At 53.2% G+C, this 22,745-nt stretch carries 19 protein-coding genes and 1 pseudogene; 8 read left to right on the top strand and 12 right to left on the bottom strand.

The window, feature by feature from the left end; translation table 11 throughout:
- The first annotated feature begins 171 nt into the window (after positions 1 to 171).
- A complete protein-coding gene (locus AC5S26_RS26730) occupies positions 172 to 2,457 on the top strand; it encodes a winged helix-turn-helix domain-containing protein (protein WP_494188006.1) in 2,286 nt (761 codons plus the stop codon).
- A gap of 395 nt (positions 2,458 to 2,852) precedes the next feature.
- Here AC5S26_RS26730 and AC5S26_RS26725 read toward each other — a convergent pair whose 3' ends face one another.
- Complete coding sequence (locus AC5S26_RS26725; RefSeq protein WP_494188005.1) at positions 2,853 to 3,221, bottom strand: choice-of-anchor Z repeating domain-containing protein; 369 nt, start codon at positions 3,219 to 3,221, stop codon at positions 2,853 to 2,855.
- Between the two features lie 313 nt (positions 3,222 to 3,534).
- On the opposite strand from AC5S26_RS26725, the gene AC5S26_RS26720 reads away from it, so the two are divergent.
- A complete protein-coding gene (locus tag AC5S26_RS26720) occupies positions 3,535 to 3,675 on the top strand; it encodes a hypothetical protein (RefSeq protein ID WP_494188004.1) in 141 nt (46 codons plus the stop codon).
- A gap of 380 nt (positions 3,676 to 4,055) precedes the next feature.
- On the opposite strand, the pseudogene AC5S26_RS26715 reads toward AC5S26_RS26720, so the two are convergent.
- The 3 genes and pseudogenes from AC5S26_RS26715 to AC5S26_RS26705 all read right to left on the bottom strand — a co-directional run.
- Positions 4,056 to 5,339: pseudogene (locus AC5S26_RS26715) on the bottom strand (ISNCY family transposase); the annotation flags it as partial.
- A 485-nt stretch (positions 5,340 to 5,824) separates the two neighbouring features.
- The gene (locus AC5S26_RS26710) at positions 5,825 to 6,364 is read right to left on the bottom strand and encodes a hypothetical protein (RefSeq protein ID WP_494188003.1); all 540 of its coding nucleotides are present in this window, start codon (positions 6,362 to 6,364) and stop codon (positions 5,825 to 5,827) included.
- A 123-nt stretch (positions 6,365 to 6,487) separates the two neighbouring features.
- Entirely contained in the window at positions 6,488 to 7,138 is a 651-nt protein-coding gene (locus tag AC5S26_RS26705) for a condensation domain-containing protein (RefSeq protein ID WP_494188002.1), read from the bottom strand.
- Positions 7,139 to 7,642: 504 nt separating this feature from the next.
- On the opposite strand from AC5S26_RS26705, the gene AC5S26_RS26700 reads away from it, so the two are divergent.
- Positions 7,643 to 7,771, top strand: a complete 129-nt coding sequence (locus AC5S26_RS26700) for an AraC family transcriptional regulator (protein WP_494188001.1) — start codon at positions 7,643 to 7,645, stop codon at positions 7,769 to 7,771.
- 29 nt (positions 7,772 to 7,800) lie between these two features.
- A complete protein-coding gene (locus AC5S26_RS26695) occupies positions 7,801 to 7,971 on the top strand; it encodes an AraC family transcriptional regulator (protein ID WP_494188000.1) in 171 nt (56 codons plus the stop codon).
- A gap of 116 nt (positions 7,972 to 8,087) precedes the next feature.
- Here the strand turns inward: AC5S26_RS26695 and AC5S26_RS26690 are convergent, their stop codons facing one another.
- The 7 genes from AC5S26_RS26690 to AC5S26_RS26660 form a co-directional block, all read right to left on the bottom strand.
- Positions 8,088 to 8,525, bottom strand: coding sequence for a nucleotide disphospho-sugar-binding domain-containing protein (locus AC5S26_RS26690; protein ID WP_494187999.1), 438 nt, complete (start codon positions 8,523 to 8,525; stop codon positions 8,088 to 8,090).
- 12 nt (positions 8,526 to 8,537) lie between these two features.
- Positions 8,538 to 9,386: a glycosyltransferase gene (locus AC5S26_RS26685; protein ID WP_494187998.1), complete on the bottom strand. Its 849-nt coding sequence runs from the start codon at positions 9,384 to 9,386 to the stop codon at positions 8,538 to 8,540.
- 427 nt (positions 9,387 to 9,813) lie between these two features.
- Positions 9,814 to 10,335 (bottom strand): glycosyltransferase, encoded by a 522-nt coding sequence (locus AC5S26_RS26680; protein ID WP_494187997.1) that lies wholly within the window; start codon positions 10,333 to 10,335, stop codon positions 9,814 to 9,816.
- Positions 10,332 to 11,069: a glycosyltransferase family protein gene (locus AC5S26_RS26675; RefSeq protein WP_494187996.1), complete on the bottom strand. Its 738-nt coding sequence runs from the start codon at positions 11,067 to 11,069 to the stop codon at positions 10,332 to 10,334. The genes AC5S26_RS26680 and AC5S26_RS26675 overlap by 4 nt, the downstream gene beginning before the upstream one ends.
- Before the next feature lie 869 nt (positions 11,070 to 11,938).
- On the bottom strand, positions 11,939 to 14,047 hold the full coding sequence (locus tag AC5S26_RS26670) for a putative bifunctional diguanylate cyclase/phosphodiesterase (RefSeq protein WP_494187995.1): 2,109 nt from the start codon (positions 14,045 to 14,047) through the stop codon (positions 11,939 to 11,941).
- Positions 14,048 to 15,466: 1,419 nt separating this feature from the next.
- Complete coding sequence (locus tag AC5S26_RS26665; RefSeq protein WP_494187994.1) at positions 15,467 to 16,735, bottom strand: cupin domain-containing protein; 1,269 nt, start codon at positions 16,733 to 16,735, stop codon at positions 15,467 to 15,469.
- 235 nt (positions 16,736 to 16,970) lie between these two features.
- Positions 16,971 to 17,315 carry an alpha/beta fold hydrolase gene (locus AC5S26_RS26660; protein ID WP_494187988.1) on the bottom strand — a complete coding sequence of 115 codons (345 nt, stop codon included), beginning with the start codon at positions 17,313 to 17,315 and terminating at the stop codon, positions 16,971 to 16,973.
- Between the two features lie 807 nt (positions 17,316 to 18,122).
- Here AC5S26_RS26660 and AC5S26_RS26655 point away from each other — a divergent pair.
- Positions 18,123 to 18,305, top strand: a complete 183-nt coding sequence (locus tag AC5S26_RS26655; protein ID WP_494187993.1) for a hypothetical protein — start codon at positions 18,123 to 18,125, stop codon at positions 18,303 to 18,305.
- Between the two features lie 119 nt (positions 18,306 to 18,424).
- Here the strand turns inward: AC5S26_RS26655 and AC5S26_RS26650 are convergent, their stop codons facing one another.
- Positions 18,425 to 19,711 (bottom strand): glycosyltransferase, encoded by a 1,287-nt coding sequence (locus AC5S26_RS26650; protein WP_494187992.1) that lies wholly within the window; start codon positions 19,709 to 19,711, stop codon positions 18,425 to 18,427.
- Between the two features lie 512 nt (positions 19,712 to 20,223).
- Here AC5S26_RS26650 and AC5S26_RS26645 point away from each other — a divergent pair.
- From AC5S26_RS26645 to AC5S26_RS26635, 3 genes are all read left to right on the top strand, one after another.
- On the top strand, positions 20,224 to 21,258 hold the full coding sequence (locus tag AC5S26_RS26645) for an IS110 family RNA-guided transposase (RefSeq protein WP_494187991.1): 1,035 nt from the start codon (positions 20,224 to 20,226) through the stop codon (positions 21,256 to 21,258).
- A 448-nt stretch (positions 21,259 to 21,706) separates the two neighbouring features.
- Positions 21,707 to 22,216 carry an aldo/keto reductase gene (locus AC5S26_RS26640; protein ID WP_494187990.1) on the top strand — a complete coding sequence of 170 codons (510 nt, stop codon included), beginning with the start codon at positions 21,707 to 21,709 and terminating at the stop codon, positions 22,214 to 22,216.
- 7 nt (positions 22,217 to 22,223) lie between these two features.
- On the top strand, positions 22,224 to 22,508 hold the full coding sequence (locus AC5S26_RS26635; RefSeq protein ID WP_494187989.1) for an aldo/keto reductase: 285 nt from the start codon (positions 22,224 to 22,226) through the stop codon (positions 22,506 to 22,508).
- Positions 22,509 to 22,745: the final 237 nt, after the last annotated feature.

Here is a 22,745-nt window from a genome sequence, read left to right as displayed (position 1 = left end):
CGATCCGCTCAATGCTTTGGAGATCATTCCGTCATCATCTGCTGATTGCGCTCTCCGCCCTTGACACCAAAGGACTTTGTCTATCGAGTAAGTTGGTGATTCGGGTTCGATTGGCCTGCCGATCGGGAAAGGTGTAAAGTTTGTCCAGCCCAGAGGAGCGCGCTAATGGGCATGCCGGTCAACACACCACGGACCTGGCGCTTCGGCGTCTTCGAACTGGACGCCTCGAGTGGAGAACTACGCCGCAATGGCACAGGCATCAAACTGCGCGAACAGCCGGCGCGCATTCTGCTCCTGCTGCTCGAGCACGCCGGACAGATGGTCACGCGCGAAGAGTTGCGGCAGCATTTATGGCCATCCGACACTTTCGTCGATTTCGACCACAGCCTGAATTCTGCTGTCATGAAGCTCCGCGAAGCCTTGGGCGACTCGGCCGACAAGCCTCTCTACATCGAAACCATTCCGAAGAAGGGTTATCGCTTTGTCGCGCCCGTCTCCCAACCTGGGGATACGCAGAATGGCGGCGCTTCGTCTCGATTGACTGCGGGATCCGAACCAGTTGGACTCAACACGCGGGAACAGAGCAATGGGGGCGTTGAAGTCCTTACCATTACACCTGGCGAGAAGCAAGATCGTCGAAGGCTGCTCTCCAGGAAGTTAGCCCTACTAATCGTATGCGTCGTGTCAGCGATTGGAATCGTCGCGCTCATTCGATCCTCGTCTCTTCGATCCGCCCTTCAGCCTAAGCCGCCCTCGGGCGAGCCGAACATGAAGTCCTCGAATCTGCGTTCTTCGATTCTCACGAGCGCGCCCGGAGACGCGAATTCCCCATCGTTCTCACCCGATGGACGTCAGATCGCGTTTGTTTGGAATGGTGTGGAGCCCACACACTACGACATCTACGTGCAGTTGGTAGGAGGCGACACGCCGCTACAAATCACACACCACAAGCGGGGCGACGGTGTTCCCGGCCCCCCGCAATGGTCGCCGGATGGACGGGAAATTGCCTTTGCCCGTTGCAACAGCGAACGCGATGGGGTCTACACGGTGCCCGCACTCGGTGGCGCCGAGCGCCGACTGACGAACTCGCCCTGCCGGGAGAATGTCGCGGGCCGGCCTATCTGGACTCCGGACAGCAAAGGCATGGTGATGCTCGACCAATGCACCCCAGGTGGCCCGCGTGCGCTTGTGCTCTTCTCCTTCGCAACGGGTGAGAAGCGCTGTCTCGCTACCGGATCTCACGGAGACTTTTCCGCCGACGATGCGCTCTCCCCGGACGGACGAACCGTTGCATTTCTTCGTCAAACCGACGCAGGCTATGGCGAACTTTATGCCGTGCCGCTCTCCGGCGAAGGACCGAGGCGCCTTGTTTCACCCGGTAATCACTTCTGGAACCTGATGTGGACACCCGACGGCAAATATATTGTTTCCTATTCCAACCGGGGACAGATGGTGCGCGCCTGGAGGGTGCCTGTCGCAGGCGGCCCGGTCGAAGCTGAGATGGTCTACCCGGCCGTCGGATCGATCTCCCGGGACGGGCGCAGGCTTGTCTATGCAGAGAAGCAGATGGGGGGTCCTTCCAGTGCCTTTATTCCCGCTGCAATCTGGCGAGCGGATCTTTCGAAGGCAGGTGGCCCAGTATTTCGTACAAGGAAGCTGATCTATTCACAGTTCCTGGAGGATTGTGCGCAGCCCTCTCCGGACGGGACGCGTCTTGCGCTGCAATCAGCACGTTCCGGCACAAACCAGATTTGGCTGAACAGTATTGACGGCGATCATGCCGTGCAGCTTACGAATATAGGCTGGCTCTCGGGCACTCCGCGCTGGTCTCCCGATGGACGATGGATCGCCTTCGATGCCCGCGCAGAGGATAACGTTCATATCTACTCCCATATCTACGTCGTTGATACAGAGGGTAGGAACCTTCATGCGATCACGCATGGTGACTCCGACAACTACGTGCCGAGTTGGTCCCGCGACGGCAGGTTCATCTACTTCGCCTCCCCGCGTACGGGAAGCCGGCAGATCTGGAGGCACTCCCTTGAGGACGGGTCAGAGCGGCAGTTGACCGAGCATGGCGGCTTTGATCCTCTTGAGTCTTACGACGGGAGAACCATCTACTACAGCAAATTTGATGAACCTGGGATTTGGAGCATGCCCCCAAGCGGAGGCAGCGAGTCGCCTGTGGTGACCGGCAAACCGCAAGTAGGCTACTGGGGACACTGGGCCGTGACGGAGAGCGGGCTCTACCTGCTGGACGCAGATGCGGAACCCCGGCCCACGATCGAGTTCTACAACTTTGCCACTCGCCGCATTACGCCTGTTCTGTCACTTGAAGAAAAAACCAACGAGTGGCAGCCCAGCCTGAGCGCGTCGCGAGACGGGCGCACACTCTTCTACACTCAGACCGATCGCCAGAGCGTTATCAGGATGGTAGAAAACTTCCGCCAGGAATAGCCGACAGCGTTACATGCAGTCCGATGCCTAATGCAAGTCACTACATCTTCTTGTCAAACGAGGTGGAAGTGCTGCGCAAACGAATACAATTCCTGGTGAAGCTGTCATATCGACCACTACCGAATGAGTGACTACGAACGCTTAGGAATTCGCTGAACCGCTCAACTCCCAGATGGTCGGTTATCCGAAACTCATCCAGTTGGCCGAGTAGTCGGCTTCTCGGACAAGCGGCTCAGGTGGCTGCCGAAAAACGAGGTTTTGAGAAACTTCAACTGAACGTTCCCTAAAGTTGGCAATCACCAGGTTATATCTCGAAGAGCACTCCGAGCCATTTCAGAGGTACGCCTCTAGCTTGGAAGGCTGGCAGAAGGTATGACCAAAGTGTGTCTTTCACGTCACGAACATTTTGGTGCGTTGACTTGGCAGTTTTGAAGGATTGGTGCATCGACTCTGCAGTTTTGCAGCTTTGGTGCATCCACTTCACAGGTTTTTGTCGCATCCTCTTTATGCGAAGTCATTGAGTATTGGTCGACGTTGTCGCATCCACTTTTGGGTCTGACATCGGTGACCGTGACATTGAGTCTGCCCGCGGGGAAAGTTTGACCTGCGGGAACAATTGCTGTCAGATGTGTCGCACTGACATAGCTTGTCTGAAGCGCGACACCGTTCAATTGCACAACACTGGTGGTGGTAAAGCCGGTTCCCGAGACCGTAAGGTTAGCAGCCGGGCCCGCGAGAATCGAAGCAGGCGATATGCCTGTCACGGATAGCGGTGCAGGACTCGTGCCGCCTCCAGGATTCGAGCTCTCGTTACCAGATGTTTTAGGTGAACCGCAACCAGACAACAGACACGACAACACAGCCACCGCGAGGGTGGTAAGAACAGATAGTTTTTCATTGCGCTTTGTAGTAGATCACTAAGAAATTCAAGCGGCAAGACAAAAAGAGAGATTTCTCGGCAGAGATGAAGAAAGTCAGAGTCCTTCGTTCACAGCAGTCCGGTGATCACACCCCAATTTCAGATCCCAATAAGGGCGCTGGCGTTGCCATGGGGAGGATGTCAAAGTTGAGCAGGAGTTGCTGCGGCAAGGTGTGGTGAAGGTAACGATGGACATCTATGCGCAGGCGCGGATGTCCACAAAACGGAGGACGGAGCGTAAGGTCGTGGAGATGGTGGCTCCGCAAGGAACACTGGAAACGATGAAGGTGGGCGCGTGAAATGGATACCCAGGTGGTACCCGGCGATTTTGGGGATTTCCGCGCGTCCTCTGGAATGCATCGCCGTGAAAAGCGTGTCTGTAAACCGCAACTGCAAGAAAACAACACGGGTTCGAATCCCGTCGGGGACGCCAGCCCATCATCGTCATGTAGATAGGGATAGAAACCGAATCGTCGCTGCAATTTTTGCTGGCGTCTTGGTTGGATTAGTAGTCGCTCTTCTGGTCAGTATGTAACCAAGATATATAGACTGCCATCTTAAATTTGCCTCTTAGTTTTTCTAAAACGAGATTATCGGAAACTATGAGGGAATTGTGCAGACCGCGTTCCTCGCCGATTCACTCGTTTCGGGACCGTACCTCATACTCTGTCCCATAGACACGGCGTGCACGCTTCTTGTAACCGATTTTCTCGCTGTTGGTCATCACGTTGATGGCCGATCTGCGATCCTGTCGGGCTTTGACGATGGAGAGTGCATGTCGGAGCCGTTTGTTCTCAATGATCGCCGCAGGATTCACACGTTGATCCTTGTTGAAGACGCGATAGGGAAGTAGATGACCTTGCCACCGGATCTCCAAAGGCTTATCGGAGAACTCGTAGACTTCCACATATCGGCCAGGCAGCCCCTTTGAAAGTTCCGTCTGTTCCAGGATGATCTGCCTCCTGTCGTAATGGAACGTCAGTTGTGCTCCAACATAACGTAGTTCACGATGGCAGAGGATATCGCTCAACCGATTCGCTGTGATCTGTAATGGGCGGTGCAGGTCATTTGGGTTTGCTGGAGCAACCGCAAATCGTTCATTGAAGCGCTGAATGAACTTTGGCAGAAACGCGTTGCCCGCAGCGATATCATTGATTCCAGCAAGTCGGAGTTCTTTTACAAGTCGGTCCTGCAAAGTGCGATTCACTCGGTCCACTCGGCCTTTAGCTTGGCTGGAGTTGGCGCAGAGGATCTCTATGTTCAGTTCGGCCAGGGCACGCCCAAACTGGGTCATGCCAGGACCACCTTTTGCATCTCTATTTACGCGGAATACCGTGTGTTGTCGGAATAGAAGGCGACAGGAGCGCCATGTGCAAGAAGATATCCGCGGAGGGCCTCGAAATAAGATTCCGTGCTCTCGCTGGGAACAAACTGCAACTGCATTAGACGACTTGTGGCGTCGTCGATAAAGACTAGTAGGGTGCATGGCTCACCGCGATCCTCAAACCAGCGGTGCTCACTCCCATCGATCTGAATCAGCTCTCCGATGCGCTCCCGCCGCAAACGGGGTTGGTGGAAGACACGCCGTTGCTTTCGTGAGGTCCAAAGGTCGGCTTCGATCATCCATTTTCGAAGCGTTTCTCGTGAGATCTGGACCTCGTGACGCTCCTTTAGAGCTTCAGCAGCTAATGTCGGCCCGAAGTCACGATAGTTATGTCGAACCAACTCCGTGACATAGGACTGCAATCCAGGATTCAGTTGATAGTTCGATCTCTTGCCACGCGCACGATGGATCAGGGCAGCCCCGCCTCCATCCTTGTAACGGTTCAGCAGTCGCTGAACTTGACGCACGCTTATATCCAGAAGCAACGATGCTGAATCTGACGTAATCCGACCCGCCACTACGTCCACAAGCGCTTTCAATCCGCTTAATATCTCGTCTACTCATCCGCAACCAACCCAAGTCCAACCCTCCAGGGTGAATAACCAAAGGAGAGCAGGCGACATTTCTATTTCGCGGAGTTACGACATTTCAGCTTTGCGTTTACACGTCATGTTGGCGCCCGATAGAAATGTCAGGGGTTCTGGCCCATTAGAAATGTCAGTATAACGCCGTAGTCGTCGCGCGGTGGAAATTGCGGAATCGACGTTCTTTGGCGATTTCCACATTTCCATCCGCCCCGCGGCGCGAAAATATTTCGCGGCGGCGACGATTACTTCCCATAAGCCGGCTTGTCGGGACCTACGGGGCGGCCTATCCGACTGTCTTTCCAGGGCATACCGCATCATCGTGCGTCTGACCAAAGCCGAGGAACCCCTCAGTGTTCCGCTTCGCTGTAACATATGTCCTTGTCTGTTTTGTAACGCAAGTGCTGAGTATACTCAGGGCTCCGCCCCTAGAGCAGCGCAAGGAGTCTCCCCATAATTGTGTTGAGCAAAATCACTCGATCATACCGCGCTCTCGTTCGTTCCAGCGAACTTAGAGTGGGAGATCCCCCTCCCCTTGCAAGCCGTCGTCAAGATTTCTATACCTGTTTTCAGAAGTGAATCCAATGGGCTGTAACTCGTATGCAGAAGGCACAATGTTCCATTCACAGTCGCAACACCGACCGCTTGTTCTCCTGCAATGCCATTCAGTGCAGACGGTCCCCAGAGAGCCTTCACGCTTAGATGGCCGAAGTTACTCTCGTATGGCACTCTTTGCACATTTGTCACCACTAAGTCATATGTCAAGCCAAGTTTCATCAATTGAGCTAACGCTTCGTCATCGTCATCGTACGCAACTACATCCTGAAGCGGTTTTGGTAGCACAATATTTTCAAAATCCTGGGCAGGCGCCAGTGACCTTTTCGACCAGCGAGCAAGCTCCCAGAACTCTGTTTGAGCAGATGAGTCGTACATCACGATTCCGGCAGTCCGCCAAAACGCTATCTTCCCCGAGATTGAGTGCTTTTCGGGTGCTGATAGGCGATAAAACGCGAACTCCATTTTGACTCCAGAATGTCGATATCTTTCGCCCGGCCGTCACGAGAGCCGCGCACAAGGCTGCATGAACCGTGGTTGCTCCTCTCGGGTTCGTTCGATCAGAAGAGATGTTTGCTCTTCGGAAAGTCACAGTCCCTGCACTTGGGGTCCCTCTCCCTTCCGAGGTCGATAGTAATCGACAGGTTTCGGCGTAGTTTCACTCACGTGCACAGGACTTGCTTCGCTGATATGTTCCTTGAACTGTCTGGTGGCTGCGAGCGACGCATAAAATTGTTCCTGTGAAGCAGGTACAGGTAGGATCTCAAGCGCTTTGCCGGAGAGTGTTTGCATCAGATCACGCATAATAAAGACCAGAGACATACCATCGACGACAGTGTGGTGCGCTACAACGATGACGTCGCATCGGTCACCACCCTGTAATAACAACACTCGTATAAGAGGTGCTATTGACGGATCGAAGGGTGTAGCCATTTCTAGCTCGAACTCCTCTTGCCATTGCACAGGAGATTTACGATCTTTGATGACGAGCGGAATAGCACGTCCTTCAAACCATCGATAAGCTAGTTTGGAGTTGGCATTTCTATTGATGGAAGCATTTAGAAAAGGGTGACGCTGTTGCAACTCCCTTAACGCGTATCTCCACATCTCAGGAGTTGTGGCACCAGAGATCTCGGCGGCCATCGCGATATGGTTAGAATGATTGAGGCACATTAACCAGTGAAATCTCTCTATCGAATCAAGTTCTCGTAGGAACTGGGCGTTTTGCATTTCAGACATTTCGTACCTTTCGTGGCGATCAAAGGGATTGGCGTTTGATTTCGCTCTATCAAGTCGGAATGGATCTTTAAGCGCTAGCCTTCGGACCATGCTCTGATTAACCTGCGAGGACGAATGTTATTCCTTCGCAGGTCCGAACCGTCCTGCAAAACTGCATGCACGCATCAGGCGTATTGAACGACGTCCGATCCGTATCTGTAGCGTGGTTGTCTCTTGTATCCGATCTTTTCACTGGTGGTCATAATCTTGACGGCCGGCCTCTAATCCTGTTGGGCTTTCACAATTGAGAGTGCAGCCTGAGCCGTTTGTTCTCGACGATGGCCGCAGGACTGACGCGTTGATCCTTGTAGAAGACGCGATAGGGAAGTAGATAACCTTGCCACCGGACCTCCAAGCGCTTATCGGAGAAGTCGTAGACTTCGACCTATCGGCCAGCCAGTCCCTTAGAGAGTTCAGTCTGCTCCAGGATGATTTGTTTCCTATCGTGATGGTAAGGTAAGCGAGATGATTTATGGCCACTTTGATCGAGATCTATCACTAGTGGAACTGGCGGCAGTGGCAAGTCTAAGCACGAGTTACTTTTCCCAGATGTTTCGTGCAGCAACGGGACAGTCCCCCATCAGTTTGTACTAGCGGCGCGAATTGAACGTGCTAAGGAATTATTGAAAGGGTCTCAACGGGTAATCGACGTTGCCTTACGCTGTGGGTTTAACAACCAACAGCATTTTGCACGCGTGTTCCGCGCAACCTGCAATCTTAGCCCAACGGAATACCGTCGGAATGAAGGAAATCGGTGCCGACGATATCTACTCTCAGAACGGCCCACCGCCTAAGGATCTCACACACGTAAGTCGACAATGCCATCACGAGGCCATACTTAGAATGCTGATGGAATATTCATTGGTCTCATTGAATGAAGCCTCATAAATATCCTCAAGCACGCACTGATTCAGCGTTGCTGCCCTCTGAAACCATCGCCCTCATTCTGATGCTTACGAAAGGCCTGATCAATCGCGTCGGCAGCAACGTCCAGGCCGTGTGTCCGCGCAATTACCTTCTGGAAATATCGGGCCTTCTCGCGGTAATTTGGATTGTCGAGCACCTTCTGCACCAGTGACGAGAGACGTTCCACCGTCAGATCGCCTACTTCCACAAACTCACCCGTCCCGTGGTACGCAATCCTGGCGGCCACACCTGGCTGATCGAATCCAATTGGAATAGCCACTATGGGCACCCCCTGAGCCAGTGACTCAAGCGCTGTATTCATCCCGGCATGCGTAATGCAGAGCGCCGCCTTCTTCAGCAATTCGATTTGCGGGGCTTTGCGTACGATGATCGCGTTCGGCGGAATGGGTCCAAGGTCGGCAGGGTTAATATTCTTCCCCACAGAAAGCACAAGCTACTTTCCCGGAACAGCCCCAGCCGCGGCTAGAATCGCTCGAAAAATATGCTCCATGCCATTCACGAGCGTTCCCATCGAAGCATAGATGATGGGTTCGCCGGTCAGCTTTTCCCATGGAAACGATATCGGCTCTCGTCCTTCACCATCGTGAAAAGGGCCAGCGTAGTGAAACTGGGGCGGCCAATTTGAGATTGGAAAATCGAATTCCTTTGGCGTTTGAGTAACCACCGCCAGCTTGGAAATCGTCGTAGCGGGACTGCTCCAGTCAATCTCCAATCCGTTCTTTTCTGCATAGGACTTGGCCACAGCCAGAATCGGAGCGAGATATCCTCCAATCCGCTTCAACCCCGCGACGTTCCTGGCGATAGCTTCCGGAGTCGTCTCATATGGCCAGCTAAAAAGCGAAGCCGGAGTCGATCCTGTGCGATCATGATGAAGAACATTCCAGACATGGGCGAAAGGCATGCCCAGACGCATCGGCACCAACTCGACAAAGAAATGCACAGTATCGATTACCAGCGCCTCAACACCTGTCTCTGCCAGCTTTGCCGGTAAATATTCCAACGCTGCTTTGCAGAGGCCAGGATGGATCTCGTGAGCCGAATACCGCACTACATCTTCGCCGTGCAGCTTAGCCAAACCCTCATAACCTTTAGCGATGGAGCCAGCGGGATATTCTTTCTCGCCGAATGGAACGAAATCCAGTTTCGCTGCGCGCACAATCGGTTCCGCATCAGAAAAACTAATAAACACCACTTCATGTCCGCGCGATTGCAATTTGCGCGCGAGCGCAGTCATCGGATTCAAGTGCCCCGTCAGAGGTACACTTATAAAACCAATCTTCATTGTCGATACCTCATCGTTTCCGCGAGCTCGAGCATGCTCATGCAGCGCAAAAAACTGTTCTTGTGAATAACACATGTGAAGTGGCCTTATTCCGAAGGCGTCGAGTGTGTTATCGGCTCATCGATCGTAAACGTGTAAGCAACGCATGATGACGGCAGGCAGAGCAATGAGGCTTGGAGATGTTATTTGGAGGCCCAGGCGATGGGCGTGAGTTGGGCGACGCTGTGGATGGAGCGCCGGTTGACGCCTCGCAGCACGGAGGCCAGATAATCGCGCATGGCCACCAATTTCGCAAGCTTCGGTACATCCGTTTTAGAGAGATTATGCTGTCTGGACAGCTCCTGAACCGAGGCATTCCATTTCAAGCGTCCCCCAACATCACTGCAGCTCCAGTAATCGCAAAGCAAACATTCCCCCCTTTTGGCGGTCATCGATTGAGCAATGCTTGTTCGATGATGCTCGCAGCTCCATCGAGCCCCTTAGTATCAGCGATGATCTGTTGGAAGTAACGGGCTTTATTTCTGTATTCCGAACTGTCTAACACCTTCTGTATCAGCTCCAGCAGGCGGTTCTCTGTAAGGTTGTCAAATGTGATGAACTCCCCCACCCCGTGAAATGCAATTCTGACAGCGATTCCTGGTTGGTCGTAGGTAATTGGGAGAGCGACCATAGGCACTCCTTGTGCGAGTGACTCAAGCACAGTGTTGATACACGCATGGGTAATACAAAGGGCTGCTCGTTTCAGCAATGCAATCTGGGGTGCTTTGCGAACGATGATCGCATCTGCCGGAACGGGGCTCAGAGCGTCCGCATTCACATTGTTGCCAATCGAAAGCACTAGCTGGGTGGACGGAAGGCTGGCCGCCGCAGCCAGAATTGTGCTGTAGATTTTCTCGATTCCGTTGACCAGGGTGCCGAGTGAGGCATAGATCAGCGGTTTCCCGTTCAACTTTTCCCAAGGAAATGGTATTTCCTCGCGACCATCGTCGTCGTGGAATGGACCGGCATAATGGAATCTGGCTGGCCAGGGAATATTCGGAGGTCAAACTCGCGTGGCGTCTGCGTGATCTCAGCCAGCTTTGAATGAGTAGCTCTCGGATCATCCCAATCAATCTGCAATCCATACTTCTCCGCATAGATCTTCGCGGAATCTGCTGCCGGCGCAAAGTATCCCTGTACCTGTTTCACGCCTGCGATATTTCTGGCATGGGCCTCTGGAGTGGTCTCATGGGGCCAGGGAAAGACGCAGATAGGGGTCGCCCCGGAAAAGTCCATATGAAGAACGGTCCATATATGTACGTAAGGTATGCCAATACTCATAGGAACAAGTTCCATGAAGAGATGCCCTTTATCGATCACTATGGCGTCGACCCTGTTTTCTTCAAGCTTCTTGCGCAATCCCTCCAACATCACTTTCAGAAGAGCGGGCGTTTTCAGGTGCTGCTTCAGAACGTTATTGCCTTGGAGTGTTGCCACCGTACCAAAGATTTGTGTGATGGAGCCCGGTGGATAATCCTCTTCACAAAAGGGTACAAAGGATAAGTTTGCAGCATACGCGAAAGGCTCGACATCGGGAATTCCGAAGAAGAGAATTTCATTTCCGCGGGATTGCATTTTGCACCCCAGCGCTGTCATCGGATTCAGATGTCCGGACAGAGGGAAACTCAGGAAGCCAATTTTCATACCCACATACTCCTTACGGAAGAAACACGTCCTTCTGCTGTTTATTCCGTTTTGAGAGGGACAATATTTCCGCAAATCGCGGCTCAAGGCGAGTCTGGAATATATTTCTTCCCACAGTATGATGAGAGGCGCGTAGCGGATTCTGGGAAGGGGGTAACGCCGTCTGGTGTCCATTTCTTTTCGAGCAGTTCTTGCACTTAAGCAGGATCAAGAGGTCGGAATTCATGGACGAATCCAAGGCGCGAATATAAATGCGGAAAGCGGGTGATGCGCTTCTCGATACCGGGCATCCCAATGAGGACCATGTCGGCCCTGCCCTTGTGACTCGTTTGCGGAATATATACCCAGGACGAGGGTTTAAATCACTAGATGATTTGGTTCAGGGAGTGTTGTCCAGTGATCACCGTAGATAATATCAAGCTTGCATGGATGGGTCGTATTCTTGCGGTGGCAACCTGTCTTCCGCTGTCGCTGCCGGGAGCGAATGAATCTACTGTTCAACAGAGCCTGCCGATGCACGAGACGCATCTCGCGGCAAACGATCTCACGCTCTCTGGCAACTTGTCCGAATTGCCTCCGCAAGTCGCTTCTAATCCTGCCAAATGGCATGCGACTTCTGCGTATTCTCCACTATTTCGTTCCTGGATGGGGCGATCGCGTGATGCAACGGGCGACAGGATTGACACGAAGATAACCACGTGTGCTTCTACGAAAAGCCCGGGACTTCGAGAGTGACGCTGTCTGGCTGCTGCTTTCCCAATAACGCTGGTCACGCTGATCCCCACAGCTCACTTCGCGAATGATCAGAACCCAAATCAGTGTGAAGATCCATAGGTGATAGGAAGTAAAAATCTGAGAGAGCGTCGTTGTTAGCAAAATGCTTTTGACACCGAGTTGCTAAGCATGACTTGCAAGTCTTCGGGAGATAGCGGAGGAGCAAGTAGGAAGCCCTGCAGCTCATCGCAGTGCAGCTGCTTCAGCTGGGCAAGTTGTGTTGGGGTCTCAATCCCCTCTGCCACAACAACCATATTCAGCGCATGGGCGAGCGCAATGATCGCTGACACAATGGCAAATCCCTCTTCGCCTTGCCTGTCCAACCCTTCTGTAAAGAAGCGAGCGATCTTCAGCTGCTTCACGCGGAACTGTTGCAGATAGGCAAGGCTCGAATACCCCGTGCCGAAGTCGTCAATCGCCATATCGAAGCCGGCCGTCTGAAACTGACCGATCATGTCGGTCGCTAGGTCAGGATTACGCATGGCTACCGATTCAGTGATCTCGAACATGATCAGTTCCGGCTCCACGCCTTCGGCTGCTGTTATCTCTAGAACGCGATCCACGTACTCAATATCCCGGAGCTGCTCCTGCGAAAGATTGATCGCGATGTGGATGAGGGGAACCATAGCTTCTTTCCACTTCCTGATCTGCCGACATACCTGCCGGATCACCCAGTTGCCAATGGCGATGATAAGCCCTGTTCGTTCGGCGACGGGAATAAATTCTGCGGGAAGAATCTCTCCCAACTCAGGATGCTCCCACCGGAGCAGGGCTTCGGCTCCGACAATCTCCTGGTTTGGCCCCCTGAACTTGGGCTGAAACTGTAGAGAAAGGCTGTTATTATCGAGCGCTTCCGCCAGGCTGCGATGAATGAACAGCGTACGTGCGGCAGCGTCTCCCATCCCGGGATGAAAAAAACGGTAAGTGTTCCTGCCCTGATGCTTCGACTCGTACATCGCGGTGTCAGCGTTCTTCAGCAACTCCTCAACCGTATTTCCATCATAAGGATATATGGCAATTCCAATGGAGGCCGTGACCCTCAAAGGAGTTCTATCGATCAGAAATTCCTTTTGCATACGGTGAAGGATCGCCTCCGCAAAGAATGTCGCCTCGTGCTGGTGTTCTAGCAAGACAACAAACTCATCTCCGCTCAGTCTAGCCACCGCGTCGCCGTGCCGGACCGCCATCTGCAGCTGGCGCGAGAAAGCCTTTAGCAAGCTGTCGCCCGCGGTATGTCCCAGCGAATCGTTAATCGTCTTGAATTCGTCCAGATCTATGAAGATAATCGCAAAGCTGCTGTTCCGGCAGTCGCTCTCGCGAATTAAGTGCTCGACCCGCTCGATCAAAGACATGCGATTCGGCAAACCAGTGAGAGCATCCTCGGTGGCCATGGTCAGTAGTTTTTCATTGATGTCTGTCAGAACCGCATTCAGCTCAGCTTTCTCCTGCGATGCTTTCAGACGGTATTCCTGAAGATCGTAGCGTGCGTCGAGCATGGAATAGATAAGAGTCATGGTGAGCACGATCAGAGTGGATGCCGTCACGCCAAAGGCCAGCCAGTTGCTGTCTACGCCATTCGTGGTGGCACATATTGCCCCCTGCTGAAATGTCGCTGCGGCCATACCTGTGTAGTGCATGCCGGCGATCGCAAGGCCCATGACGAACCCTGCTGAGGAACGCTTCAGCAGCACAAAGCGCTGATTTCCATCCCGTAGCATGAAAGCGATCCACAGTGCTACCCATGATGCAGTGATCGCAATTGCAATCGAAGTCAAAACCAGAACAGGCCGGTAATTGATGGGCGGCGTCATCCGTAACGCTGCCATGCCGGTATAGTGCATGGCAGCGACGCCGAGGCCCATTAGCACACCTCCTGATGTCAATCTCAGGCGACCAAACTCATCCCTAGTGACCACGTACAGTGCGAAGCCTGAGACCAAAACGGCGATCAACAGCGAACAACATGTAATCCAGGGGTCGTAGCCGAGACCGATCTGCATACGAAATGCCAGCATGCCGATAAAGTGCATGGACCAGATTCCCAGACCCATCGCGCCGGCGCCACCTATCAGCCATAAAAAGTGCTTTCGCTGAGTACCGTGTATTGAACGTATGCGCCCCGCAAGATCAAGCGCGGTATATGACGCGTACATCGCAACCAGAAGAGACAATGCTACGAGATAGTAGTTGTAAGAACCATGCATCAGGAAACTCCGCGGTGAACGCTAATGCCTTGCTCTTCCTTTTACAACGGGAATAACCAACTGAATCACTCTATCTAGCGTGACACGATCCCATCGTTAGATCATTTCAGTCTACATCTAACATTTTGCAGTATCTCACCGACAGAAGAGTCCTTAGATCGCATCCCACCTGCAGAATTGACCTGTGATCTTGCTAAAACGGACTTCAGTTGAGCGTTTGAACCTGTCGATGCTCAAGGATGGTGGGTACCCAGGTTTAGGTCTTATGAGTTTTCCCGGCGACCGCGAGAATCTGATCCGGAAGGGGCTATGTCGTTACGCTTCTGAAGCATCCGAAAGGTCTGATCCACTAAGCCTCCGGTGTCCGGAAAGCGTTTTCATCCATACGAATTCCCGAACGTTGGCGCGTCAGTATGTTTACCAAATTGGTCAAGTAGGGCTGTATTAGAGTCATCTCGAAAGGAAACCTCATTTTGAAATGGTCCGTTTTGTTGGGATGCCGACTATCTATCTAATCTATAAGCTTCTTGCACCAAGATTAAACCATCAATACACAGCCCAATTGGATGCTCTGGAGCGGCTCGAGGAAGAACTCTACGCGTAGGAATCAATCCGTTACTGATAGCGTGATCGCAGTGGACTATTGAGCCCGCGTGTACACCCGGGACTCAGGATTTCTGCAAGAGTGATTGCGTCATTGCCAAACGCTCCGATATGCGAGCGGAGTCGCTCCTTGAGCCGCAAAGGCAGGACAGAATGGACCGAAAGGGGAGGGAAGGAGACCATGAGTCGGAAACGAGAGACGGTCGAGGTAGCAATGCACTGTCGCTGCGGGTAATCCAAAAGTTCTCGCTCGAGGCCTTTGCTCTACGTACTACACACCGAGGCGGCAAGACGCCGAATATTTCGGAGGCCTACGCGAACAAGTGTTGCAACGAGACGGTTACCCTGTCGGGCCCTGCGCTGTTCTTCTGCACTGGCAGACGGCCTAATCGGGCATATAGATTGAGTCCTGCTTGGGCTACTTGTCCGAGCAGCCGGTTTTTCGTCCACTTGGCCGAGAATACTGATCGATTCGAATAGCTCAATGAACGCTAAGCCGTGCTCTGTTCTCGCTATTTGAAACAGGATCAGAAACATCATCCACGTCAGAAATGCCTATTTTGCGAACTGACGTCTGTACCCGAGATATTGGCTACGACGAAACTTCATCAGAGAAAAGTCCTCCTTGTCATCTTAGTGAGCAAGAAGCTTTCCTGCCGGTCGGAGATTCCCCGCGAGGACGCGTTCCGCGAACCCGGGTCACAGTCAGGCGTGCGGCAATCTCAATGAACGATACGGGCTTGGGCTCTCACCTTCTGCGAAGGGTTGGCACGGAGAGCGCGATTGTCGCACTCCGCACCGATTTCGGGGATGGATTTACCCGGCGATGATGGGTTGTTTCTCGGTAGGAATCTTCTTGAGTGCTGATTCATCGATCTTCAGGTGAGCGGTAGCCATCTCAGGTGGCATACGCCCGATCCAGTTGTTCAGCGAGAAGTCCACGAAGCGTGAGGACTTGAACATTTCAAGGAACACCAGATCCTCGTTACCAGTGTTCTCAATGTAGTGCCCGGCGACGGCAGGAACGAATCCGACATCGTTCGCGCGGAAGTCCATGGTGCGAGCCCGGCCTTCCGGCATGACGATGGTCATCCGACCTTGACCTGCGAGCCAGAACTGCCACTCCGAAGCATTCGGGTGCCAATGCAACTCACGCATGCCGCCCGGCTTGATCTTCACGAGCGCTGCGGCGATGCTCGTGCTGACCGGAAAGTTGCTCGAATCCACGATGCGCACCTCGCCACCATCGCTCTTCACCGACGGAGTCATCGCCCTCATTTTGAAGGTGTACTGCTGCGGCGCGGCGACCTTACTGCCTCCAATCGCAACCTTGTCAGCTGCGAGAGACCTGGGCAGTTCTGACGGGAAGATATACAGTTGTTCCTTCGGGAGTTTCGCGATGTCAGCGGATGACAGGTGCGAATTCTTTTTCAATATCTCCGGCGGAACGTGCGCGACGAACTCGGAGATCAGGAAGGTCCCGTCTTCCGAGAATCCGCCATTATCGAATACCAGAAGAAACTGGCAGCCGTCGGGGCCAAGTCCCTGGATGGAGTGTGGAAATCCAGCCGGAAAGAACCAAAGGTCGCCTTCTTCCACATCGTCAATGAACATCGTTCCATCAGGATTCATCACAGTGACGCGAGCTTTGCCATACTCCATGAAGGCCCACTCGTCCGCGGTGTGCCAATGGAGTTCGCGGAAGCTGCCCGCAATAAGGCGCATGTTGACGCCGGCGATGTCCTTCGAAGGGGGAAGCTCACGCTGGGTAACTTGGTGTGTCCAACCCCCTTCCTCCACCCGCTTGCGAGCAAGGTCGAAGGAATACCAAATTGGTCCGATGTCACCGTGATCAGTCGGTGGGGGTGTGTTAGTGTTCGGGTTTAACCCGAACAATGATTTGTTTTCGGGGCCCGGATCGCTTGAAGAATGGTCGCCCTCTGCTTCGGCTGTGTCCTCACGCTGTTGTGCGTGTGCAGTCAATCCCGCCACCGCCTCGGTTGCTAGCGCTGCTGATCCGACACCTAGGAATCTCCTGCGCGATACTCCGTCGGAAAATGGATTCCGCTGATCCTGATCGCTCATCTGTCTACTCTCCTTCTTCCAGTGCGCTGAAGCAACATTCAAGGCCGCCGCACTTTCATTACTTATTAGAAGAGGTAGGTTGTGATAAGTCCAATCGTATTATTCGTATTCAGTGAATGGTAGGGGATTTTACAGAGTTAATTAAACTTGTTGGCAGACCGGACGGTCGAGGCAGCAGAGGCACACTAAGTCCGGCGACCGCACGAAACAAATCGGGCCGCATCATTGCCGCATGTCATGCTATGGCAGCGCCCCAGTCATGTCCGACAATCGCTGCTTGCTTCTCTCCGAGCGCACCAAGAAGACCGACCATGTCACCTACAAGGTGAAGCATCGTGTAGCTTTCAAGAGCTTCCGGGCGATCCGTTTCCCCATAGCCTCGCATGTCCGGAGCAACAGCGTGGAAGCCGGCTTCGGCAAGCGCTTTGAGTTGATGGCACCAGGAATACCAACCTTCCTGAAAGCCGTGACAGAGCAGGACCAACGGGCCTTCCCCTTGTTCCGCTATATGAATACGAATTCCGTTGCTGTCGACAATGCGGTGATGGATATTAGTCACATATACCTTTCTGAAGCACATATCGAATAATTCGCGAATCCTAACTTCGATGGAAGTGAACTCGTTCGGCGAAAAATCTCACTATAGAGACGATAGCGGCTTCATGACGGCGTGGTCTTGTAGGAAAAGCCGACGATTCTGGGTTATTACTATGAATTTCGGCGATAGTGCAGTGGTGTATTGCCAATGCTCAACCGACGAGCCAGCTCATACTCGTAGCCTCCGTCGCTTCCAACACGATCCGCTGCGGAGAAAGCTTCTTCAGCCTGCGTGTCAGCGTCTTAATTCCAGCATGGCTATTCTGCTGCGACCACGATTCGTCTCCTGGTCGAACGGCTACGTCAAGACGTTGCTTGGAAACGTCAACACCAACCCACACTCCATTCATGGAGTGGTCACCGCCGGATGTCTACCTCCTACTCGCGCTTGCCGGATACGGGCTCGATTCGGCCCAAGCATTCATTCGAGTTGTTGGCAGCAGGTGTGGCGACCAAAAGCTAAGGACGGTCTTCAAGACCAGCGTACGAACGGCCAACCACAAATCCAACATACAAGCGTACATAAATTTCCCTGTGTTGAGGTGTACCCCAAAAGCGGTGGAAAAAGCCGGCCTGATGGAAAACGAGGAAAACTTAAAAGCCGTTTCCCTCGCTTACCACAGCCCTTGGAAATCGCCGAAGAGCGGCGATTTCGCACATTACCACCGCACGGCTGCTACGACGTATATATACTGACATTTCTAACGGGCGAATCACCCTGTCATTTCTATTGAGCGCCAACAGAAGTTGTAGCTGCAAAGTAGGAATGTCCGGTTTCTGCAAAGTTGAAATGTCCAAACTACCCTTCCGCCAGATGGCGGAGGCGAAGGTTGGGATTTTCTTCTCGATGCTCATCTCGATGGCAGCGATTGTTGCACTGGCGAAGATCGGCAGCTTCGCCAAGCCTGCACCGAGTTGGGCAGGTTGGGTGTTGTTGGGGTCGCTTCAGAAAACGGACAATCGAGCACGCTAAGGATGGGTGGCAGCACGGAGGGGCCTGAATTTGCCCTGTTTGAGCCTGGTGCCTTTCCACTGGTAGTCGCCGGTGAGATTGATATGCTCCCAGCCGAGCGGGGAGCGCACAAAGAGCATTCAGCTCGTGAATGATATTTCCAGCCTTTGGGGGAGACTAAACGCCTGCTCTAGCAAGTCTGCTGCATTTTCAAGCCCATTTGTCCGCACTATCGCTTCCCTCATCCTCTTAGCGTTCTGGCGATACTCTGGATTACCCAGAACCTCATCGATAAGAGTCGAGAGTCGCGAAACCGTCAACTCCTTTATAGGTACATACGCGCCAGTTTTCGTATAGGCAATCCTGGCCGCAACGCCGGGTTGGTCAAGTGAAACCGGAATCGCAACCATGGGAACCCCTTGCGTCAGAGATTCAAGCGCGGTATTCAGGCCGGCGTGTGTGATGCATAAAGACGAACGCTTAAGAAGCTCCACCTGTGGCGCGTTGTTTACAACAATAGTGTTGGCGGCCAAGGAGCCAATCTTCTCAGGATCCAGTTTGGGACCGATGGACAGCACAAGCTGCATTCCGGGTCTGGCACCAACTGCCTCCGCGATGGAGGTGAACACAGATTCGAGGCCGTTTTGCAGCGTTCCCATCGACGCGTAAATGAGAGGCTCACCTGTCAAGCGGTCCCACGGAAAATTTGATTCAATGCGGCCAAACTCGTCATGGAATGGACCTGTGTAATGAAATTGCCCGGGCCAGTGAGAGCTTTCAAAATCAAATTCTTTTGGCGTCTGCGTAAGCCATGCCAATTTGGAAATCGTAGCGTAGGGATCGGACCAATCGATATCAAGTCCGACCTTCTTCGCGTAAGCCTGTGCGATAGATTTCATCGGCTCATAGACTTGCAACAGACCGCGAACACCTGCCTGATTTCTGGCCAGTGCATCCGGGGTCGTCTCATGCGGCCAGTCAAATGTACAGACCGGAGTATTCCCTGAAAAATCAAAGTGAAGAGCATTCGAGATATGTGCATAGGGCATCCCCATATGCAACGGAACACATCCTAAGCCGCGCTCGGTTTCATCGAGGACCAGAGCATCCACGTTCTCTTCCCGCAGTGCTTGAGGCAGGTTTCTGAATGCCGATTCGAGATTGCCAGCAACCAGGTGTATGGCGAATTCTAAAGCCGCCTGGCCCTGGAGTTTACTCAACTCAGCTAACGATTTTTCAAGCGATCCAACTGGGAAATCCTTCTCGCAAAAAGGTACAAATGGGAGTTGCGCTGCCTGAACATAGGGCTCGGTATCTGGCACGGATAGGAATACCACGTTATGCCCGCGAGCTTTCAATTTGCGGGCAAGCGTAGTTGTAGGATTAAGATGCCCCGGTACGCGAACTCCTAGAAATGCAATTTTCATTTATCCCTCTTGGGAGCCAGATAGCTAGATCCCTACTCGTTAGAAAACAAAATTCCAGGCAGAATATTCCCCGAGGTTGTCTTTCTTTGGGCCCTCGCACAATTTGTAAGGTGCTTGCCGCTGAATTCCATGAGATATCAGCATTATGGGTGCGCCAAAACATTGCGGCAGGAACCCGGTTCATCGCTCTATGGTGGCAAAGCGATGCGGTTTCAGAGCGTTGCCACCCTAAAGGAACAAGTTTTTCTTGCAGTTTGGCACACACCGAAGGAGTACAACATGAGGCTTGACTCCTAGGTATAGATCTGTCACTTTTCGCTACTGCTGGGGATGTTTGCAGCGGATGCTGCGTATGTATGGGACGAGGCCTCAGAGCCGATGGATCGAGGCCATTGCCGCTAGAGCGACTGCGAGCTTACCGTACGATTTTTGACGTTTGGTGTAATGGGATGGTCCGTCGCCTTCAAGTTTGATCTGTGGCAGGATGAAGCCGAACACAGGAAGATTTTCCGATGAAGGTACAGGTTTGCGGTATTGATATTGGCAAGACAGTCTTTCATCTGGTTGGCCTGAGCAAGGAAGGCCATATCGTCATCAAGAAGCGCTTCAGCCGCAAGCAGTTGATCACCTTTACGGTGAACCTACCGAACTGCCTGATGGGCATGGAAGCTTGTCCAGGAGCACACTTCCTGGCCCGTATTCTTCTGAAGCAAGGCCACGACGTGAAGCTCATGCCGGCCGAATATGTCCGGCCGTTCGTGAAGTCCAACAAGAACGACTATTTCGATGCCGAAGCTATCGCCGAGGCTGTGCAGCGGCCAACTATGCGTTTCGTGCCGGTGAAGAGCGAGGCTCAGCTGGATCTACAGGCATTGCACCGCGTCCCGGATCGCTGGATGGGTCGCAAGACTGCTGTGATTAGCCAACTCCGCGGCTTCCTTCTGGAGCATGGGATCACTGTTGCTGCGGGGCCCGCGCACCTGAAGCGCCAGATTCCTTCGATCCTCGAAGATGCAGAAAACCTGCTCTCGCCACGTATGCGGATGCTGCTTCTGGAGCTTCGGGAGGAATGGAACAGGCTTGAGGAACAGATTGATGCCAGCAATCAGGAACTGGCCCACTTTGCTAAGAAAGAGGACGGCTGCCGGCGATTGCTCACGATTCCCGGCGTTGGGCCGCTGACCGCGACAGCGCTGATTGCCGCGATCGGTAACGGCACCGCTTTCCGCAAGAGTCGTGATCTCGCCGCCTGGCTCGGGCTGGTACCACGGCAACATTCCACAGGTGGCAAGGGCAGACTTCTCGGAATCAGTAAGCGCGGCGATCCTTATCTGCGCAGGCTCTTCGTCCACGGAGGTCGCGCTGTTTTGTCCCGAGTCAAACGTGGCGCTCATCAGTTTGGCAGTTGGCTTGATCGACTCGAAGCGCGATCCCCACGAAACGTCGCCATCGTTGCCATGGCCAACAAGATTGTGCGCATAGCCTGGGCGATACTCACCACTGGCCAGACCTATCGCGCCAGTGCCGACGTCATGGCAATCACGTAACAAGAGGCAGAGATAGCTCCGCGATTTACCCTCTCCTTCGACAGCAGCACGGTTTTATAAAGTTCTCACCAGGTTTGCACGTAGATTCGCTGATGGCAGAACAGGTCACACCAGCCCACCTTGATCCTTCCGGTCACTATGGTCGCAGCTAAGACCGATGGTGTAATCAGCGGAAGAAGGGCGCGGATTCCATCATGGCTCGAAGCAGAACCATCGCTTCACTCAGAAGCCGTAAACATAGAAGCAGACCGCTTCTTCCATCAAAAGATCTGCTTGCAATCAGGCGATGGACCCCTTTCACGACGTGAACTCGAGTAAAAGCTTTCTCTGCCTTTTTATACGAAGCCTGTAACGATCAAGCCCCTTGCGACGTCTATGCGTTATGAATACAGAGCAAAGGACTATCAAAATCGGCCGCTTCGAAGTGAATCGACTTGGCTTCGGAGCTATGTGGCGCACAAACCGGGGCGTCTGGGGAGAGCCAAAAGATCCGGTTGCTGCCAGGAAGGTGCTGCAACGCGCCGTCGAACTTGGAGTCGACTTCATCGACACCGCTGATATTTACGGACCAGAAGTGAGTGAGCGCATCATCGGCGAAACTCTGGCTCCTTACAAACCCGGCCTCGTTATCGCCACGAAATCCGGCCTTGTTCATCCTGGTCCAGATACACCTCCGCCGTTGCCGGCAGTAGGCCGCCCCGAATATATCTCCCAGCAGATCGAGCTAAGCCTGCGTCGCCTCAAGGCCGACGCTCTTGATCTCTGGCAGCTGCATGCGATCGATCCTAAGGTGCCGGTCGAAGAGTCGCTCGGCGCTGCCGTCAAACTGCAGGAGCAGGGGAAAATCAAAGATATCGGGCTTAGCAACGTGACCGTTCCCGATATTGAGAGGGCACGCAAGGTGGTCAAGATCGTCAGTATCCAGAACATCTACAACATCGGCCATCGTCCAGCATGAAGATGTTGTGAACTATTGCGAAAAAGAAGGTGTGGCATTCCTTCCCTATTTCCCAATTGGCGGCGGAGCACTGGTTCAGTCTGGCAGCAAGCTCGACACAGCGGCCAAAAAGCACGGAGCCACTATCGCGCAGATCTCCATTGCATGGCTTCTGCACCGAAGTCCGGCGATACTACCGATTCCCGGCACCTCGTCATTGGCTCACCTTGAGGAAAACATGAAGGCAGCAGACCTCGCCCTCTCCGACACCGAGTGGGCGGAGATTGAAGCTGACGCAAATTCGCAAAACTGACAAATTTAGCATCTCCCAACCCAGCGCGAAGTAGCGCTAGGTTGGGAGCCGTTTTTGCAAAAGACTTACTTTTCCGGTTCTGGTGCAAACTCTGAGATGGTTGGAATGGACGGTGATAATGGTTCAGGATGAGAGCGTTGGATTTGTTCAAGGGACGGCATTTCGATCGCGAAGCCGGGGGAATGGGTTGGAATAAACGCCGTATAGGCGTGTTTTTCTAGTTGTACGGTCAGAGTA

It is taken from the genome of Edaphobacter sp. FHG110511_03 (assembly GCF_059115365.1).
Note: the sequence above shows the minus strand (reverse complement) of the source record. Positions and strands in the feature narration are given on the sequence as shown.

What these genes read in the sequence shown, in the direction of transcription:
- AC5S26_RS26660 (WP_494187988.1), bottom strand. Translation starts at nt 17,315, where the DNA reads ATGTGCTTCAGAAAGGTATATGTGACTAATATCCATCACCGCATTGTC.
- AC5S26_RS26655 (WP_494187993.1), top strand. Translation starts at nt 18,123, where the DNA reads ATGTCCAAACTACCCTTCCGCCAGATGGCGGAGGCGAAGGTTGGGATT.
- AC5S26_RS26675 (WP_494187996.1), bottom strand. Translation starts at nt 11,069, where the DNA reads ATGAAAATTGGCTTCCTGAGTTTCCCTCTGTCCGGACATCTGAATCCG.
- AC5S26_RS26645 (WP_494187991.1), top strand. Translation starts at nt 20,224, where the DNA reads ATGAAGGTACAGGTTTGCGGTATTGATATTGGCAAGACAGTCTTTCAT.
- AC5S26_RS26665 (WP_494187994.1), bottom strand. Translation starts at nt 16,735, where the DNA reads ATGAGCGATCAGGATCAGCGGAATCCATTTTCCGACGGAGTATCGCGC.
- AC5S26_RS26640 (WP_494187990.1), top strand. Translation starts at nt 21,707, where the DNA reads ATGTGGCGCACAAACCGGGGCGTCTGGGGAGAGCCAAAAGATCCGGTT.
- AC5S26_RS26670 (WP_494187995.1), bottom strand. Translation starts at nt 14,047, where the DNA reads ATGCATGGTTCTTACAACTACTATCTCGTAGCATTGTCTCTTCTGGTT.
- AC5S26_RS26730 (WP_494188006.1), top strand. Translation starts at nt 172, where the DNA reads ATGCCGGTCAACACACCACGGACCTGGCGCTTCGGCGTCTTCGAACTG.
- AC5S26_RS26700 (WP_494188001.1), top strand. Translation starts at nt 7,643, where the DNA reads ATGATTTATGGCCACTTTGATCGAGATCTATCACTAGTGGAACTGGCG.
- AC5S26_RS26685 (WP_494187998.1), bottom strand. Translation starts at nt 9,386, where the DNA reads ATGAAGATTGGTTTTATAAGTGTACCTCTGACGGGGCACTTGAATCCG.
- AC5S26_RS26650 (WP_494187992.1), bottom strand. Translation starts at nt 19,711, where the DNA reads ATGAAAATTGCATTTCTAGGAGTTCGCGTACCGGGGCATCTTAATCCT.
- AC5S26_RS26710 (WP_494188003.1), bottom strand. Translation starts at nt 6,364, where the DNA reads ATGGAGTTCGCGTTTTATCGCCTATCAGCACCCGAAAAGCACTCAATC.
- AC5S26_RS26705 (WP_494188002.1), bottom strand. Translation starts at nt 7,138, where the DNA reads ATGTCTGAAATGCAAAACGCCCAGTTCCTACGAGAACTTGATTCGATA.